Source organism: Variovorax sp. VNK109 (genome assembly GCF_049445855.1).
Lineage (GTDB): Bacteria > Pseudomonadota > Gammaproteobacteria > Burkholderiales > Burkholderiaceae_C > JAGOCV01.
Genome location: NZ_JBMSDV010000001.1, coordinates 1,163,138 through 1,179,157, shown reverse-complemented (window position 1 = coordinate 1,179,157; position 16,020 = coordinate 1,163,138). Strand labels below are relative to the sequence as shown.

The window sequence follows — 16,020 nt, the reverse complement described above, 5'->3', positions numbered from 1 at the left end:
TTAGCAGATTGCCGTTTCGGGCAAGGCACAATCGCTGTCTTGTTGACGCGGTGTCGTGCGTGTCGCCCTGCAAGTAGTCCTGTAACTCGGCGACACGCGCGATTCTAAACCTTTCGTGACTCTTCTTTTTCGCCTCGCCAGTGTCTTTCCGCTTGCGCTGCTGCATGCCGCAGGCAGCGTGCTGGGCTGGCTGGCATGGCTGCTGTCGCCGACCTATCGGCGGCGCTTTCAGGCGAATGCCGCGCAGGCCGGTTGCGACCGCGCGGATGCGCGCGCCGCCATCGGGCAGACCGGCCGGCTGGTGGCCGAGCTGCCCCGGCTCTGGCTGGGGCGCGAAGTGCCCATCCACTGGGACGGCGCGGAGCTGATCGACGCGGCGCATGCAGTCGGAGCGGGCATCGTCTTCCTCACGCCGCATCTGGGTTGCTTCGAGATCACTGCGCAAGGCTACGCGCGGCGGTATGGCGATGCACGTGGGCCCATCACCGTGCTCTATCGCCCGGCACGCAAGGCCTGGCTCCGTCCATTGCTCGACAGCGCACGCGGGCGGCCCGGCCTGGAGACGGCGCCCACCACACTGGCAGGTGTCAAGCAGATGCTCAAGGCGCTGAAGGCCGGTCAGGCGGTCGGCTTGTTGCCTGACCAGGTGCCGCCCTCGGGGCTCGGTGTCTGGGCGCCGTTTTTCGGGCGGGATGCGTACACGATGACGCTGTCCGCCCGTCTGGCGCGGCAACCGGGCACGGCGGTGCTGCTGGCGTGGGGCGAGCGGCTGCCCGGTGGGCGCGGCTACGTCGTGCACCTGCGCGCATTGCGTGAACCGCTGGCCGAGGACGCGACGCAGGCTGCGGCCCAGGTGAATGCGGAAATGGAGCGCCTGATCCGCGAGTGTCCGGCGCAATATCTCTGGGGCTATGCGCGCTACAAAGATCCCGCCAATTCTGCACCGGCTGAGAATGCAGCCCGAGGAGACAACGCTTGATCACGTCCCTGGGCATCTGGTTCATGAAAGTGCTGGCGCACCTGCCGTTGCGCCCGGTGCGGGCGCTGGGCTGGCTGCTGGGCTGGGGCCTGTACATCGTCGCGGTGTCCCGCCGTCGTGTGGTCCACGCGAACCTGGCGCTGTGTTTCCCCGACAAGCCCGGCGCTTGGCGCACGAAGGTGGCGCGCGCATCCTTCGTCTGTTTTGCGCAGGCCTGGCTCGATCGTTCGTGGCTGTGGCACGGCAACACCGAGGTGACGAAGTCGCGGCTGAATCTCATCGGTGCGGTCGATGAACTGCAGGGGCACACGCCCACCGTGATCTTCCTGCCCCATTTCTATGGCATGGATGCGGCCTGGAGCGCGGTGTCCGCCGCCGTGCCGCGCCGCTTCACCACCATCTTCACGCCGCAGCGCAACAAGCGCGTGGACGACTGGATCTACGAAGGGCGAAGGCGTTTGGGCGAGATCCGCCTGTTCGACCGTTTCGACGGCGTGAAAACCATCGTGTCCGCATTGCGCGCGGGCGAGCCGCTGTTCCTGCTGCCCGACATGAACTTCGGCGCCGAAGAGTCGATCTTCGTGCCGTTCTACGGGGTGCCGGCGGCCACGGTGCCTTCGCTCTCGCGCTTCGCCAAGCTCGGTCGCGCGAAGGTGGTGCCCGTGACCGTGCGCATGACGGCGCAGGGCTACGACGTCGAAGTGCATGCCGCGTGGCCGGATTTCCCGAGCGACGATGTGGTGGCCGACACGGCACGCATGAACCTCAACTTGCAGGGCTATATCGACACCATGCCCGAGCAGTACTACTGGGTGCACAAGCGGTTCAAGACGCGGCCGGCGGGCGAGCCGCCGGTCTACTGAGGAGAAGGACAGCGCTGCGGGCCGATGAACCCTTGCAGCCTGCGGATCACTTCTGCCGGCTGCTCGTGCAGCACCCAGTGCGTCGCGCCGGGCATCTCCTGCAGGTCCAGCTGCGGCACGTAGTCGTGCAGCCCTTCGATGAGCGAGGGCGGCAACGCGGTGTCGTCCATGGCCCAGAGCACGAGCGTCGGCACGTCGACGGTCAGCATGCTGCGGGGTAGTTCGATGTCCAGCGCAGCGGGATCGTCGGGCGTCGGCGGACGCAGCGGCGATGCGCGGTAGTAGTTGCAGCCGCCGGTCAGGCCCCTGTCCCACACCTCGCGATAACGGTCCTTGAGTTCCGGCGTCAGCCAGGCGTCGCCGCCCATGTTGGTGAAGAACGGCCAGAGTCGCTGGTAGTCGTCGGCTGCCAGCAGGTGCTCCGCGTCGGGGCGGATCAGGAAGTTCATGTAGGCGCTCGCTTCCTGCTGCTGCGGATTCGTCTTGAGCTCGCGCAGGAAGGTGCCGGGGTGTGGTGAATTGATGATGGCGAGCTTGTGGATGTGCGTGGGAAACTGGTTCGCCAGATTCCACGCCACCGCGCCACCCCAATCGTGCGCCACGAGACTGGCCAGCGGCGCATCGCCCGATTCGATGCGAATCAGCGCGAGCAGATCCTGCACGAGGAATTTCGCGCGGTAGGCCGAAGGTTCGGGCGGGCTGCTCGAATCGGCGAAGCCGCGCAGGTTGGGTGCGACGCAGCGGAAACCTCCGTGGGCTGGAGCCGCGAAGTACTCGAGTACTTCGTCCCAGATGAACGCGGCTTCGGGGAAACCGTGCAGGAAGACGAGCACCGGACGACCGCGTTCGCCGGTAGCGCGGCAGCTCAGCGTGATGCCGTGCGGCAGGGGCTGCTGGAAGGTCTCGATCATGGCGGCGGTCTCCGTGTGGGTGGAGAGGCCGCCTGCAACTTCAGGCAGTCGTGTCGACTGCTGTTCCAGTGGCCGGGCCTGGCGGGTGCGCCCAGTTCCACAGCAGCATCGCGGCTTCTTCCACCCCCTGTTTCTTGAGGGCGGAAAACAGTTTGACCTCGCCACCCCCGGCTTGCAGTCGCGCAATGGACAGGGCCTTGTTGGCTTCGGCGCGGTTGAGCTTGTCGGCCTTGGTGAGCAGCACCAGGAACTTCATGCCTTCCTCCACACGCGGCCGGATGACTTCCAGCAGGATTTCATCGAGCTCGGTCAGGCCGTGGCGCGGATCGCACAGCAGCACGATGCCGGTGAGGTTCTCGCGCGTGACGAGGTAGTTCGCCATGACCTGCTGCCAGCGGATCTTGTCCTGCTTGGGCACGGCGGCGTAGCCATAGCCGGGCAGGTCGGCCAGCACGGCGTCGGTCTCGCCCTGGCGGCCGAGGCTGAACAGGTTGATGTGCTGGGTGCGGCCCGGCGTCTTGGACGCGAAAGCCAGGCGCTTCTGCTGCGTCAGGGTGTTGATGCAGGTGGATTTGCCGGCGTTGGAGCGGCCGACGAAGGCGATTTCCGGCACCTGCAGCGGCGGCAGGTATTGCAGTTGCGGCGCGGTGGTCAGGAAACGGGCGGTATGCATCCACCCCATGGCGTGCACGGGGGTGACGGCCGCCGGCGCAGGCGGAGAAGTCACGGGATCGGACGGGGCCGTGCCGGAGGGCGCGGCGGGGGAGGATGTCATGAAGGGAATCCGGTCGGGCCGCGGAAGCGGCGAAAAATGGGTCTGAGCCCGGCCTGCATTGTAGAATCACCCGGTTTTGCGCAAATAAAGCTACCCCCGCTATGAAGTCGTTCGCCACTTTCATGACTGCTGCGCTGATTGCAGCGTTTTCCACCGTCGGCATGGCGGCGGATGAAAAGCCTGCTGCCCCCGCGCCCGCCAAGGCGGCCAAGCCGGACCTGGTCAAGGGTGAAGCCACCTACACCGCCACGTGCGCAGCCTGCCACGGCGCAGACGGCAACTCTGCCGTGCCGGCCAATCCCAAGCTCGCGCAGCAGCACCCCGAATACCTCGTCAAGCAACTGCAGGAATTCAAGGACGGCAAGCGCAACAACGCCGTCATGAAGGGTTTCGCCTCGGCCCTGAGCGACGAAGACATGCGCAACATCGCCTGGTGGGTCGCCTCGAAGAAGGCCAAGCCTGGCTTCGCGAAGGAAAAAGACCTGGTGACGCTGGGCGAGCGCATCTACCGCGGCGGCATTGCCGACCGCCAGATTCCTGCCTGTGCCGGCTGCCACAGCCCCAATGGCGTGGGCATCCCCGCGCAGTACCCGCGCCTGGCCGGCCAGCATGCCGATTACACCGACGCACAGCTCAAGACCTTCCGCGACGGCGTTCGCAAGAACAGCACGCAGATGCACCAGGTTGCCGCCAAGCTGAACGACCGCGAGATCAAGGCCGTGGCCGACTACATCGCCGGCCTGCGTTGATCCGCGTCAGACGGCCCCGTTTCGAAAACGGCCACATTTGAACTAACCGCCGATAACAAACCCCAAGAAGGGCGGGTTCATCCTCCGGATGACCCGCCCTTTTTCTCGCCCAGCGCCTCAATCTCCTTCATGTCAGTTTCCACCCACGGACTTCGCGTCAGGTCAGGTTCGCACGCATGGCGCGCGACGGTGGAGCTGCTGTCGTCGATGCGCTTCGCCATCTCGCTGCTCACGGTGATTTGCATCGCGTCCATCATCGGCACGGTGCTGGTCCAGCAGCAACCGCTGGCCAACTACGTGAACCAGTTCGGCCCGTTCTGGGCCGAGGTGTTCGGCGCGGCGCGTCTCTACGCGGTGTACAGCGCCTGGTGGTTCCTGCTGATCCTGGCATTCCTCGTGATCAGCACGTCGCTGTGCGTCACGCGAAACACGCCGCGCATCCTGTCGGAGATGCGTGCCTACAGGGAGAACATCCGCGAGCAGAGCCTGCAGGCCTTCGGACAGAAAGCGCGCGCCGATCTGGCCGGCACGCCCGAAGCCGAAGCGCAGCGCATCGGCCAGATGCTGGCGGGTGGCGGCTGGAAGGTGAAGCTGCAGCAACGCGGGACGGCCGAAGGCACGGGCTGGATGGTTGCTGCGAAGGCCGGTGCGGGCAACAAGATCGGCTATATCGCTGCGCACGGTGCCATCGTGTTGATCTGTCTCGGTGGCCTGCTCGACGGCGACATGATCGTTCGCGCGCAGATGTGGCTGGGCGGCAAGAGTGTGTACACCGGCGGCGGGATGATCGCTGACGTGAGTCCGGAGCACCGGCTGTCCGAACGCAACCCGACGTTCCGCGGCAACATCCTCGTGGCCGAAGGCACGCAGTCGAGCACCGCCATCCTGAACCAGTCGGACGGCATCCTGCTGCAGGACCTGCCATTCGCGATCGAGCTCAAGAAGTTCATCGTCGAGTACTACTCCACCGGCATGCCCAAGCTCTTCGCGAGCGAGATCGTCATCCACGACAAGGCGACCGGCGAGAAGAAGGAAGCGCGGGTGGAGGTGAACCATCCGGCGAGCTTCAGGGGCATCGAGATCTACCAGTCCAGCTTCGACGATGGCGGCTCGAGCGTGAAGCTCAAGTCCATCCCGCTCACCGCGCAGGCGAAGCCGTTCGAGATCGATGGCGTGATCGGGGGCAGTTCCGACCTCACCAACGGCAGCGACAAGCTGACGCTCGAATACACGGCGCTGCGCGTGATCAACGTCGAGAATTTCGCAGGCACGCCGGGCGCTTCGCAGTCAGGCACCGATGTGCGCAAGGTCGACCTGCGTGCGAGCCTGGACGCGCGGCTGGGCGCAGCCAACAAGACGGTGACGCAGAAGGAACTTCGCAACGTCGGCCCCAGCATCACCTACAAATTGCGCGACGCTGCCGGCCAGGCGCGGGAATTCCACAACTACATGCTGCCGGTGGACACGGGCGACGGCATTCCCGTGTTCCTGCTGGGCATGCGCGAGACGCCGGCTGACCAGTTCCGTTACATGCGCATCCCGGCGGACGAACAGGGCGAGCTGGACGGCTTCCTGCGCCTTCGCGCTGCCCTCGATGACCCCGCGATGCGCAACGAGGCCGTGCGCCGCTATGCATCCCATGCGGTGGACCCGACACGCACGGGCCTCGCGGACCAATTGTCGCAGTCGGCCGGCCGTGCGCTCGCGCTGTTCGCGGGCAGCGAGACCGGCAAGTCGCCCGGGGCGCGTACTGGTGGCCTGCAGGCCATTGCCGATTTCATGGAGGCCAACGTGCCCGAGGCCGAGCGCGCGCGTGCAGGCGACGTGCTGATCCGCATCCTGAACGGCGCGCTGTTCGAACTGGCGCAACTGAGCCGCGAAAAGGCGGGCCTCAAGCCCCTGCCGACGGATGAAAAGACGCGCGGCTTCATGACCCAGGCCGTGCTGGCGCTCAGCGATGTGCACGTGTATCCGGCCCCCATGGCTTTCCGCCTGCAGGAATTCACGCAACTGCAGGCCAGCGTGTTCCAGGTGGCTCGCGCACCGGGCCGCAATGTCGTGTATCTGGGCTGCCTGTTGCTGATCCTCGGTGTTTTTGCCATGCTCTACATCCGCGAGCGGCGCTTGTGGGTCTGGCTGGCGCCCGTGGACGGCGGCGGCTCGCAGGCGACGATGGCGATGTCGGCCAACCGCAAGACGATGGATGGCGACAGGGAGTTCGCCCGCCTCAAGGAAAAACTGATTGGATTGAAGGACGCCCAGGCATGAACATCGCGACGATCACGCTCAACGAAGGCTATTTCGCGCGCCGCACCACGTTCGACTGGGTGTTTGCCGCGCTGGTCATCGTGGGGGGCCTGTTCGCGCTGTCGCGCTACAGCGCGTCGATGGACGGCTATGAGAAGGCCATCCTCGTGGGCACCATTCCCACGCTCATCTGGCTGGGCTGGTTCTGGCGACCGCTGCGCGCGCTGATGCTGGGGGTGGCGGCTGCCGCCATCGCGGCCATCTTCGCGTATCAGGGCGATCTCGCGCGTGCGGACACGGTGTTCTGGCTCAAGTATTTCCTCTCCAGCCAGTCGGCCATCCTGTGGATGAGCGTGCTGTTCTTCATGAGCACGGTGTTCTACTGGATCGGCATGTTCGCGCGCGGCCAGGCCGACACGATGGAACTGCTCGGCTCGAAGATCGTCTGGGCGGCCGTGACCATGGCGCTCATCGGCACCATGGTGCGCTGGTACGAGAGCCACCAGATCGGCCCGGACATCGGCCACATCCCGGTGAGCAACCTGTACGAGGTGTTCGTGCTGTTCTGCTGGATGACGGCCCTGTTCTACCTCTACTACGAAGCGCAATACAGGACGCGTTCGCTCGGTGCGTTCGTGATGCTGGTGGTGAGCGCTGCGGTCGGCTTCCTGCTCTGGTACACGCTGGTGCGCGAGGCGCATGAAATCCAGCCGCTGGTGCCTGCGCTCCAGAGCTGGTGGATGAAGCTGCATGTGCCCGCCAATTTCATCGGTTACGGCACTTTCGCCCTCGCGGCGATGGTGGCTTTCGCCTACCTGATCAAGCAGCAGGCCGCCGAGACGCGCCTGTACAAGCTCACGCCGATCTGGATCCTGGGCGTCGCGCTCTGCTTCGTGCCCATCGCCTTCCGCCAGCGCGGCATCGCCGAAGCCGGTGGCAGCTACTGGGTAGGCTATGCGATCGTGTCGGCGCTCATTGCAGGTGGCATCCTCCTGGGCCGGCGCCGCATCGCGGAGCGGCTGCCGTCATTCGAGGTGCTGGACGACGTGATGTACAAGGCCATCGCCGTGGGCTTCGCCTTCTTCACCATCGCCACCGTGCTGGGCGCGCTGTGGGCGGCGGAGGCCTGGGGCGGCTACTGGAGCTGGGACCCGAAGGAAACCTGGGCCCTGATCGTCTGGCTCAACTACGCGGCCTGGCTGCACATGCGGCTCATGAAGGGGCTGCGGGGTGCAGTGGCATCGTGGTGGGCCCTGGTCGGGCTGGCGATCACCACCTTCGCCTTCCTGGGCGTCAACATGTTCCTGTCGGGTCTGCACAGCTACGGAGAGCTCTGAAACTGCCTGTGTGCGACATTCGTCACAATCCCGTGTAACCCACTGGGCTTTGCAGACGAACTTAAGGTGGGCGGATACATCGAACGCCCACAACCGCACACAACGAGGTGACAGCATGCTGATTAGTGCCCGAGACAAGGGATTTGTCCATCCGCAGTCCAGCGAGATCACCTCGCGCGCCGTCTATGAAGGCCGGCGGGACCTGATCAAGCTGATGGCGACGGGCGTCGCCGGTGCCGCGCTCGCCACGTGGGCCGGCCGCGAGGCCTTCGCCCAGCAGGTGCAGCGCCCGGGCAAACTGGCGGCGCTGGCGGGTGGCAAGACGTCGGTGGCCGGTGCGGTGACGATGGAAAAGATCACCGATTACAAGGACGCCAGCACCTACAACAACTTCTACGAATTCGGCACCGACAAGGCCGACCCAGCGAAGAACGCGCACACCCTCAAGACCTCGCCGTGGACGGTGGAGATCGAAGGCCTGGTGAAGAAGCCGGGCAAGTATTCGCTCGAAGACCTCGTCAAGCTCAGCGCGCAGGAGGAACGCATCTACCGTTTGCGTTGCGTGGAAGGCTGGTCGATGGTGATTCCCTGGACGGGCTATTCATTGTCGGAACTCATCAAGAAGGTGGAACCGCAGGGCAATGCGAAGTACGTCGAGTTCGTGACGCTGGCCGATCCGAAGACCATGCCTTTCGTCGGTTCACGCGTGCTCGAATGGCCCTACGTCGAAGGCCTGCGCATGGACGAAGCGATGCATCCGCTCACGCTGCTGTCCTTCGGCATGTACGGTGAGGTGCTCCCCAACCAGAATGGTGCGCCGGTGCGTCTGGTGGTGCCGTGGAAGTACGGCTTCAAGTCGGCCAAGTCGCTGGTGAAGATCCGCTTCGTCGAGAAAGAGCCCCCGACGGCATGGAACAAGGCGGCGTCACAGGAATACGGCTTCTATTCGAATGTGAATCCGAACGTCGACCATCCGCGCTGGTCGCAGGCGACGGAGCGGCGCATCGGTGACGGCGGCGGGCTGTTCGCCAAGCGTCACAAGACGCTGATGTTCAACGGCTATGAAGCGCAGGTCGGCCAGCTTTACGCCGGCATGGATCTCAAGAAGTTCTACTGATGCAGCCTGCCAAGGTGCTGCTGCATCCGGCTGCAAAGCCACTTGTTTTCGCGCTCGCGCTGCTGCCGTTCGCGTGGCTGGTGTATGGCGCGTTTGCCGATGCGCTGGGCGCGAACCCTGCCGAATACCTGATCCGCTCGACCGGTGACTGGACGCTCCGCTTCCTGTGCATCGGCCTGGCCGTCACGCCGCTGCGTGTGATGACGCGAACACCGGCGTTTGCGCGTTTCCGCCGGATGCTGGGCCTGTTCGCCTATTTTTACGTGGTGCTGCATCTGGTGTCGTACGCGTGGTTCGACATGGGCTTCGAGATCGAAGACATCGCGCGCGACATTGTGAAGCGGCCATTCATCCTGGTGGGCTTCGCAGCCTTCGTGCTGCTCACGCCGCTGGCGGCGACGTCGTTCAATCGCGCGATCCGCGCGCTGGGGCCGCAGCGCTGGCAGCGGTTGCACCGGCTGGTCTACGTGATCGCCGGGCTCGGGCTGCTGCATTTCTTCTGGATGCGCGCGAGCAAGAACAACTTCGGCGAAGTCGCCATCTACGCCGTGATCATCGGCGTGCTGCTGGGCTGGCGTGCGTGGCAAGCATGGGGACCGCGGGCCAGACCGCGCCAGTGAGACCGCGTTGCGGATGGACGCGTATCAGGCCTTGCACCAACGGCCTCAGGGCAGCAGTTTTTCCTGGCGGAAGAGGTCGGCGATGGTTTCGCGTGCGCGGATGACGTGCACCTTGTCGCCGTCCACCAGCACTTCCGCAGCGCGCGCGCGCGTGTTGTAGTTGCTGGCCATGGACATGCAGTACGCACCGGCGGACAGCACGGCGAGGTGGTCGCCTGCCTGCACAGCAAGCTGGCGGTCGTGGCCGATCCAGTCGCCGCTTTCGCACACGGGGCCGACCACGTCGTACACCGATGCATCTTCGTTGCGTGGCGACAGCGGCACGATCTGGTGGAAGGCCTGGTACATGGCCGGGCGCGGAAGGTCATTCATCGCCGCATCGATGATGCAGAAGTTTTTCTGCTCGCCGGGCTTGAGGTAGAGCACCTCGGTCAAGCACACACCGGCATTGCCGACGAGCGAGCGGCCCGGTTCGATCATGAACTGGCGGTCGCCGAAGCCGCGTGTGTCCAGCTTGGCCAGCAACTGCTTCCACAGCGCGTCGGCCTGCGGCGGTGTGTCGCCGTTGTAGTCGATGCCCAGCCCGCCGCCGAAGTCGATGTGGTGGATCGGAATGCCTGCCATCTCGATCGACTCGACGAGGTCGAGCACCCGGTCCATTGCATCCAGGTAAGGGCTTTCCTGCGTGATCTGCGAACCGATGTGGCAATCGATGCCCACGACTTCGAGACCCGGCAACGACGCCGCGCGCCGATAGGCCAGCAGGGCGCGCTCGTGTGCGACGCCGAACTTGTTGCCCTTGAGGCCGGTGGAAATGTACGGGTGCGTCTTCGGGTCGACGTTCGGATTGACGCGGATGCTGACGCGTGCGGTCTTGCCGGCCTGTACGGCCACGGCGCTCAACACTTCGAGCTCGGCCTCGCTCTCGACGTTGAAGCAGGCGATGCCCACGTCGAGTGCCCGGCGCATTTCCGCGCAGGTCTTCCCCACGCCCGAGAAGATCACCTTGGCCGGGTCGCCCCCCGCTGCCAGCACGCGGTCGAGTTCGCCGCCCGAGACGATGTCGAAACCGCAGCCCGCCCTCGCAAATACCTGCAGCACCGCCAGCGAGGAATTGGCCTTCATGGCATAGCAGATCAGCGCCTTGCGACCGGCGAAGCCGCGCTGGTAGGCGGCCAGGGCCGACAACATGGCTGCTTTCGAATACACGAAGAGCGGCGTGCCGTGTTCGTGCGCGAGATCGGCCAGCGCCAGGTCCTCGACGTGAAGGCTGCCATTGCGATAGGCGACATGGGGCTGGCCCGGAAGGCCGGGCGCGGAGATCTGGGACGGGTTCATCGGGTCGGCGAGGTGACGGGCGCAGGTTGTGTCGACTGGCTGGAGCCGGCCGCATCGCGCGTGCGGTTGGGCGTGAGCACTTCGGGCAGCGTCGCGCGTTGCGCGGCGGCGGGTTCGGTGGGCAGGTACAGCGCACCTTTCTGGCCGCAGCCCGTGGCCGTCACGCCGGCAACCACCGTGACGGCGGCAAGGACAAGGCGGCTGAATAGAATTTGACGAAGCTTCAACATCGCCAAATTGTATGACCGACCCTGAATTCATGGACCACGCCGAGCGTCTGCTGGCTGCCGTGGAGGCCCATTGCGACCGCATCAACGACGAAACCGAAGCGGACATCGACAACCAGCGGGTCGGCGGCATGGTGACGCTGGTGTTCGCTAATGCAAGCCAGATCGTCATCAACCTGCAGAAGCCGTTGCACGAGGTGTGGCTGGCCGCGCGCGCGGGCGGCTACCACTACCGTTTCGTCGATGGGCAGTGGATGGACACCAAGGGTGACGGCGAGTTCTACGCCAACCTCTCGCGGCAGGCGAGCACGCAGTCAGGTTTGAGCCTCGTGTTTCCGGCCGCCGGAGAAGGTTAGCCGGAAAGAGGTTTTCCGTGCGCCACGGGTCTTGCGCCGCTCAATTGCGGAACAGATCCAGGATGCGTTTCTTCTCGTCCGCAGGCGGAGCAGCAGGTTGCGGTGCAACACCGGGCGTGGCCGTCGGCGGCGTGTGGGGTGGCGCGCCGATCATCGTTTGCGCAGCGGGCGACATGCCGTTGGCTGCAGCCGCTGCGGCCGGATCTTCCAGACCCAGGCTGGCAATGCCGGCACCGGGTCCGAATTCGTTGTAGTACCACTCGCCGCCGACATTCATCACGCCTTCGGGCGCCGACGGTTCGCTGACCGGGACACCCTTGAGGGCCGTTTCCATGAAGTTGATCCACACCGGCAGGCTCAGGCCGCCGCCGGTTTCGCGGTCGCCCAACTTGCGCGGGGTGTCGTAGCCGATCCAGACGACGGCGGCCACGGACTGCTGGTAGCCGGCAAACCAGGCGTCCATCGAGTCGTTGGTGGTGCCGGTCTTGCCATAGATGTCAGATCGCTTGAGTGCGCCAGATGCACGGGCGGCCGTTCCGCTGCGCGTGACTTCCTGCAGCAGGCTGTTCATGACGAAGGCATTGCGCGCGTCGATCGCACGAACGCTGTCGTCGAGCTGGCCCGGTTGCGTTTCAACCAGGACCTTGCCCTTCTGGTCCGTCACCTTCGTGATCAGGTAGGGGCTGACGCGATAGCCGCCATTGGCGAAAACCGAATAGGCCGTGGCCATCTGCATCGGCGTGACAGACCCCGCGCCCAGCGCCATCGTCAGATAGGCGGGGTGTTTTTCCGTGTCGAAGCCGAAGCGCGATACCCATTCCTGCGCGTTCTGCGGGCCGACGGCCTGCAGGATGCGGATTGAAATCATGTTCTTGGACTTGGCCAGACCGCGGCGTATGGACATCGGTCCGTCGAAGGTGCCGTCATAGTTCTTGGGCTCCCAAGGCTGTCCACCGGTCACGCCCGCATCGAAGAACAGAGGGGCATCATTGATCACCGTGGCGGGTGTGAAACCCTTTTCGAGCGCCGCCGAGTAGATGAACGGCTTGAAGCTCGAGCCCGGCTGGCGCCAGGCCTGCGTGACGTGGTTGAACTTGTTCTTGTCCCAGTCGAAGCCGCCGACCATCGCGCGGACGGCACCGGTGCGCGGGTCGAGCGCGACGAAGGCGCCTTCGACCTCTGGCAGCTGGGTGATTTCCCATGTGTTCTTGGGCGTCTTCGCCACGCGGATCACTGCGCCGCGACGGATCTTGATGTTGGGCGCCGCTTTTTCGGACAGACCGGATTGGGCTGGTTTCAGGCCTTCGCCGGTGATCTCGACGGCTTCACCGTTCTGGCGGACGGCGGAAATGCCCTTGGGGCTGGCCTGCAGCACCACAGCCGACATGACATCGCCATTGTCCGGGTGCTCGACGAGAACTTCGTCGATGGCATCGTCCGCCTCCTTGGGGTCGGTGGGCAGGTCGATGAACTTTTCGGGGCCACGGTAGAACTGCCTGCGCTCGTAATCCATGATGCCGCGGCGCAGCGCCTTGTAAGCGGCAGCCTGTTCGGTGGCATTCAGCGTCGTGAAGACATTCAGGCCACGTGTGTAGGTGCTTTCGCCGTACTGTGCGTACATGAGCTGGCGCACGGTCTCTGCCACGTACTCGGCGTGCAGGCGCGATGCGTCGGGGCCGGCGCGGACCTTCAGGTTCTCGTTGCGGGCCGCTTCGGCCTGGGCTGCCGTGATGAACCCGTTCTCCTGCATGCGGTCGATGATGTACATCTGCCGGGCCCGGGCGCGCTTGGGGTTGACGATCGGGTTGTAAGCCGACGGTGCCTTCGGCAGGCCAGCCAGCATCGCCGCTTCTGCAATGCTGATGTCCCGGATCGGTTTGCCGTAATAGGCTTCGCTGGCGGCCGCAAAACCGTAGGAGCGGTTGCCCAGGAAGATCTGGTTCATGTAGATCTCCAGGATCTGGTCCTTGGAGAGCAGGTGTTCCAGCTTGAAAGTCAGCAGGATCTCGTAGATCTTGCGGGTGTAGGTCTTTTCGGCTGACAGGTACACGTTGCGTGCCACCTGCATGGTGATCGTGGAGGCGCCCTGGCTCTTGGCCCGGCCGACGTTGGCCAGGCCGGCACGAACCACGCCGACGTAGTCGACGCCGCCGTGTTCGAAGAAGCGGGCGTCCTCCGCCGCCAGCACTGCGTCTTTCATGACTTTGGGAATGTCGCCGATCGGCATCAGGTTTCGGCGTTCTTCGCCGAACTCGCCGATCAGGGTGCCTTCGGAGGAGTAGACACGCAGCGGCAATTTGGGACGGTAGTCCTGCAGGTCTGAAATGTCGGGCAGATTCGGGTACGCAACCGAAAGTGCCACGGCGATGATCACCAGCAGGCTGATGGCTCCGGCCACGGCCAGGCCACCGCTCCAGAGCGCCAGCCGGACCAGCCAGTGGGACATCAGGCCGGATCGGGCAGCGGGCGAGGCGGCGGGTTTGTCGTCGCCTGTGGAGTTGTTTGAGGGCATGGAAAAGTGTGCGCAAAGTCGCGCCAGCATTATAAAAATTTGGCCGCTGAGCGGATTTCAATCGGTAACCGCCTTAGAGTGCAAGGTGAGAATCCGTGAGAGTCCTGACCAGATGCAGCGCATGAAGTGAGTCGGGATACGAAAAAAGCGCGCCAAAGCGTCGGCTTTTGGCAACGCTTGCAAACCCCCGAATCGGGAAAACTCTTTGCTGGACAAGGGGCTTACTGCTAGCATTCAAGTGAATTCTCAAGTTTTGCCGACTGTTACAAGTTGGTTCGGGGGACCGTTTTGATCTCTTTGGGGTCGTTCTTCAGCCGTCAGCCAGCGCCCTTGTTGGGCCTCGATATCAGCTCGTCCAGCGTCAAGCTGGTGGAGTTGAATCGTGATGGTGCCGGCAACCTGGTGCTTGAGCGTTGTGCCATCGAGCCGCTGGATCGCGGCTGGATCACGGATGGCAACGTCGAGAAATTCGATGAAGTGGCCGAGGCGGTGCGCCGCGTGGTCAAGAAAAGCGGCACGCGGACGAAGAACGTGGCCATGGCGCTGCCTCCTTCTGCCGTCATCACCAAGAAAATCATCCTGCCCGGCGGCATGAGCGAAGCCGAGCTCGAAATCCAGGTCGAATCAGAAGCCAACCAGTACATCCCGTTCTCGCTGGACGAAGTGAGCCTGGACTTCTGCGTGGTCGGCCCCAGCACCACCTCCGCGGGCGATGTCGAAGTGCTGATCGCCGCCTCCCGCAAGGAAAAAGTCCAGGATCGCCAGGGGCTGGCGGAAGCCGCCGGGCTGAAGCCGGTGGTGATCGATGTCGAATCGTATGCGTCGCGCCTGGCAACCACCCGCCTGATCGAGAACCTGCCCAACAAGGGCGCCGACACGATGGTGGCGCTGTTCGAGATCGGCGCCTACACCGCCAGCATGCAGGTGCTTCGCAACAATGAAGTGCTGTATGACCGCGATCAGGCCTTCGGTGGTGCGCAACTGACCCAGCTGATCGTGCGCCAGTATGGCTTCTCGATGGAAGAAGCCGAAGCCAAGAAGCGCAATGGCGACCTGCCGGACGACTACACCAGCGGTGTGCTCAAGCCCTTCGTGGACAGCATGGCCCAGGAAATCGGCCGCGCACTGCAGTTCTTCTTCACGTCCACGCCTTACAACCGTGTGGACTACGTGATGGTGGCCGGTGGCTCTGCCGCGTTGCAAGGTTTGACCGAAGCCGTGACCCAGCACACCTCGTTCGCATGCTCGCTGGTCGACCCTTTCGAAGGCATGGAGCTGGGCTCCGGCATTCGTGAGAAGAAAATGCGTCGCGAAGCACCGTCGTACCTGACGTCGTGCGGTCTTGCCATGCGGAGGTTCCTGCAGTGATCCTGATCAACCTGCTGCCTCACCGCGAAGCGGCGCGCAAGCGTCGCAAGGAAGCCTTTGCCGCATCGGTGATCGCGGCCGTCCTGCTGGGCGGCGGCATCGGTGTGGCCGTCTTCGGGCTGTATCAGGCGCAGATCCTGAACCAGCAGGAGCGCAACCAGTTCCTGACGACCCAGATCGCGACGCTGGACTCGCAGATCAAGGACATCGCGAACCTGCAGGCTGAAATCGCTTCGCTGCGTGCGCGCCAAGGCGCTGTAGAGGGGTTGCAGGCCGACCGCAATTTGCCCGTGCATTTGTTGAATGAAATGGTCAAGCAGTTGCCGGACGGCGTGTACATCAACTCGATGAGGCAGACAGACCAAACGGTAATGCTGCAAGGAGTGGCGCAGTCCAATGAGCGCGTGTCCGAACTCCTGCGCAATCTGGCCAACAACAGCCTTTGGCTCGCGCGTCCGGAGTTGATTGAAATCACGGCTGGTAGTGTCGCGCTATCGGCAAGGGACCAGCGGCGGGTAGCCAATTTCACGATGCGAGTCGGTTTGCGCCGTGCGGCGGACGTGCAGAAAGAGTTGGCACCCTCCGGGGGTAAAGCGGCCGTGGCGCCAGCAAAGTCCTGAG

General features: G+C 64.3%; 15 protein-coding genes. 10 read left to right on the top strand and 5 right to left on the bottom strand.

The annotated features are described in order from the left end of the window. The first annotated feature begins 115 nt into the window (after positions 1-115). On the top strand, positions 116-979 hold the full coding sequence (locus ACO2Q9_RS05825) for a lysophospholipid acyltransferase family protein (protein ID WP_423309213.1): 864 nt from the start codon (positions 116-118) through the stop codon (positions 977-979). Continuing rightward, entirely contained in the window at positions 976-1,842 is an 867-nt protein-coding gene (locus tag ACO2Q9_RS05820) for a lipid A biosynthesis acyltransferase (RefSeq protein WP_423309211.1), read from the top strand. The genes ACO2Q9_RS05825 and ACO2Q9_RS05820 overlap by 4 nt, the downstream gene beginning before the upstream one ends. Here the strand turns inward: ACO2Q9_RS05820 and ACO2Q9_RS05815 are convergent. Together ACO2Q9_RS05815 and yihA are read right to left on the bottom strand one after the other, a co-directional pair. Then, positions 1,836-2,753, bottom strand: coding sequence for an alpha/beta fold hydrolase (locus ACO2Q9_RS05815; RefSeq protein ID WP_423309209.1), 918 nt, complete (start codon positions 2,751-2,753; stop codon positions 1,836-1,838). The genes ACO2Q9_RS05820 and ACO2Q9_RS05815 overlap by 7 nt on opposite strands. Before the next feature lie 40 nt (positions 2,754-2,793). Next, complete coding sequence (yihA, locus tag ACO2Q9_RS05810; RefSeq protein ID WP_423309948.1) at positions 2,794-3,435, bottom strand: ribosome biogenesis GTP-binding protein YihA/YsxC; 642 nt, start codon at positions 3,433-3,435, stop codon at positions 2,794-2,796. A gap of 194 nt (positions 3,436-3,629) precedes the next feature. On the opposite strand from yihA, the gene ACO2Q9_RS05805 reads away from it, so the two are divergent. The 5 genes from ACO2Q9_RS05805 to ACO2Q9_RS05785 all read left to right on the top strand — a co-directional run bounded on the left by ACO2Q9_RS05805 (position 3,630) and on the right by ACO2Q9_RS05785 (position 9,598). Beyond that, positions 3,630-4,277, top strand: coding sequence for a c-type cytochrome (locus ACO2Q9_RS05805; protein ID WP_423309207.1), 648 nt, complete (start codon positions 3,630-3,632; stop codon positions 4,275-4,277). A 129-nt stretch (positions 4,278-4,406) separates the two neighbouring features. Then, positions 4,407-6,545, top strand: a complete 2,139-nt coding sequence (locus ACO2Q9_RS05800; RefSeq protein ID WP_423309205.1) for a cytochrome c biogenesis protein ResB — start codon at positions 4,407-4,409, stop codon at positions 6,543-6,545. After that, a complete protein-coding gene (ccsB, locus tag ACO2Q9_RS05795) occupies positions 6,542-7,861 on the top strand; it encodes a c-type cytochrome biogenesis protein CcsB (RefSeq protein WP_423309203.1) in 1,320 nt (439 codons plus the stop codon). The genes ACO2Q9_RS05800 and ccsB overlap by 4 nt, the downstream gene beginning before the upstream one ends. Before the next feature lie 115 nt (positions 7,862-7,976). Continuing rightward, the gene (msrP, locus tag ACO2Q9_RS05790) at positions 7,977-8,978 is read left to right on the top strand and encodes a protein-methionine-sulfoxide reductase catalytic subunit MsrP (protein ID WP_423309201.1); all 1,002 of its coding nucleotides are present in this window, start codon (positions 7,977-7,979) and stop codon (positions 8,976-8,978) included. After that, positions 8,978-9,598, top strand: a complete 621-nt coding sequence (locus ACO2Q9_RS05785; protein ID WP_423309199.1) for a sulfite oxidase heme-binding subunit YedZ — start codon at positions 8,978-8,980, stop codon at positions 9,596-9,598. The genes msrP and ACO2Q9_RS05785 overlap by 1 nt, the downstream gene beginning before the upstream one ends. A gap of 45 nt (positions 9,599-9,643) precedes the next feature. On the opposite strand, the gene lysA is transcribed toward ACO2Q9_RS05785, so the two are convergent. Both lysA and lptM read right to left on the bottom strand, forming a co-directional pair. Continuing rightward, entirely contained in the window at positions 9,644-10,936 is a 1,293-nt protein-coding gene (gene lysA / locus ACO2Q9_RS05780) for a diaminopimelate decarboxylase (protein WP_423309197.1), read from the bottom strand. Further along, the gene (lptM, locus tag ACO2Q9_RS05775; protein WP_423309195.1) at positions 10,933-11,166 is read right to left on the bottom strand and encodes an LPS translocon maturation chaperone LptM; all 234 of its coding nucleotides are present in this window, start codon (positions 11,164-11,166) and stop codon (positions 10,933-10,935) included. The genes lysA and lptM overlap by 4 nt, the downstream gene beginning before the upstream one ends. Before the next feature lie 11 nt (positions 11,167-11,177). On the opposite strand from lptM, the gene cyaY reads away from it, so the two are divergent. After that, positions 11,178-11,519: an iron donor protein CyaY gene (gene cyaY, locus ACO2Q9_RS05770; RefSeq protein ID WP_423309193.1), complete on the top strand. Its 342-nt coding sequence runs from the start codon at positions 11,178-11,180 to the stop codon at positions 11,517-11,519. A 40-nt stretch (positions 11,520-11,559) separates the two neighbouring features. On the opposite strand, the gene ACO2Q9_RS05765 is transcribed toward cyaY, so the two are convergent. Then, complete coding sequence (locus tag ACO2Q9_RS05765) at positions 11,560-14,031, bottom strand: penicillin-binding protein 1A (protein WP_423309191.1); 2,472 nt, start codon at positions 14,029-14,031, stop codon at positions 11,560-11,562. Positions 14,032-14,319: 288 nt separating this feature from the next. On the opposite strand from ACO2Q9_RS05765, the gene ACO2Q9_RS05760 reads away from it, so the two are divergent. Both ACO2Q9_RS05760 and ACO2Q9_RS05755 read left to right on the top strand, forming a co-directional pair. After that, complete coding sequence (locus ACO2Q9_RS05760; RefSeq protein WP_423309189.1) at positions 14,320-15,399, top strand: pilus assembly protein PilM; 1,080 nt, start codon at positions 14,320-14,322, stop codon at positions 15,397-15,399. Then, entirely contained in the window at positions 15,396-16,019 is a 624-nt protein-coding gene (locus tag ACO2Q9_RS05755) for a PilN domain-containing protein (protein ID WP_423309187.1), read from the top strand. The genes ACO2Q9_RS05760 and ACO2Q9_RS05755 overlap by 4 nt, the downstream gene beginning before the upstream one ends. Position 16,020: the final 1 nt, after the last annotated feature.